The following is a 1,038-nucleotide window of genomic DNA, read 5'->3' on the forward strand; positions in this document are numbered from 1 at the left end:
CCCTGACCGAACCAGGCCGAATCCAGCCGGTAATCCTGGCTGCGGGCCCGACGGTGGTGGTCAACGAATTCGGTCGCGGCATTGACCAGCCCCCAAGCGGTACCCCGGCTGCTGCCGAGCAGGGCGCCCATGCCCTGCCCGCCGTACAGTGCCGACAGCTGCTGCAGGGCCTTTGACACCGGTGCGTCCGGATCGTCAGCCACCGGCTCGTCCAGCACCCCGGCGAAGAACTGACGGGCCTCTTCCGGCGACACCGGCCGCTGGCTGAGTGCCTTGATGTGGCCGATGAAGGCATCCCACCCCGACAGGCCGAGTCCCAGTTCCGCCTTGACCGCCACCGGATCGAACACGGTCGAATGCGGCACCCGGACGGCACCGGAGCGCCCGGCGACGGCCATCTGCAGGGTGTTGTTGCACATCACCCGCACCGAGGTGAACTGCGCCGTGGTACACAGCGAACCGTCACAGCTGGTGGCCCAGCATGGCCTCCGGCCGAGCATGAGCCGCAAAGGCAATTGCCGGGACAACGCAGTGATGGAGCGCTTCTTCCTGAACCTGAAGATGGAACGGATCTGGCAGCGCGATTATGCCAACCACGGTGAGGCCACCCGGGATATCACGGACTACATCGTCGGCTTCTGCAACAATGAGCGACTGCACTCGAAGCTCGGGTATCTGTCACCCAACGCTTACGAGCGGACTACTGCCACAAAACATCCTATCGGGGTGTCCGAAAAAATTTGACCACGACAGTGCAGCGTCCAGTGGCCCAAGGTGTAGGGCAAGTTGACGCCCATGGGCAGCGACTTGATAGAACAGGTCTTCCAGATCCGGTGAGTCGAAATGATCGGGCACGTTACCTCCCTGATGGACGGGCTGGTTCAGCCAGCCTGGAGGCTGGTTGACTGGAAAATCTTGGCGAGTTTTTCTTCGAGCGTTACAACCGTGAACGGCTTGACGATGTAACCGGAGGCACCGGCCTGCGCGGCTTCGATGATGTTTTCACGTTTGGCTTCGGCCGTGATCATCAGGAAGGGC

General features: G+C 62.2%; 2 protein-coding genes and 1 pseudogene. 1 reads left to right on the top strand and 2 read right to left on the bottom strand.

Going from position 1 to position 1,038, the window contains the following annotated elements; all coding sequences use genetic code 11:
* On the bottom strand, nt 1–419 hold a 419-nt coding region (locus tag G542_RS17145), incomplete at its 3' end, for a DUF932 domain-containing protein (protein WP_244878722.1).
* On the opposite strand from G542_RS17145, the pseudogene G542_RS17150 reads away from it, so the two are divergent.
* Nucleotides 361–744: pseudogene (locus tag G542_RS17150) on the top strand (integrase core domain-containing protein); the annotation flags it as partial. The gene G542_RS17145 and the pseudogene G542_RS17150 overlap by 59 nt on opposite strands.
* Before the next feature lie 137 nt (nt 745–881).
* On the opposite strand, the gene G542_RS17155 reads toward G542_RS17150, so the two are convergent.
* Nucleotides 882–1,038: response regulator (locus G542_RS17155; RefSeq protein ID WP_034986076.1), on the bottom strand; the 157-nt coding region annotated here is incomplete at its 5' end.

This window comes from Laribacter hongkongensis DSM 14985, assembly GCF_000423285.1.
Lineage (GTDB): Bacteria > Pseudomonadota > Gammaproteobacteria > Burkholderiales > Aquaspirillaceae > Laribacter > Laribacter hongkongensis.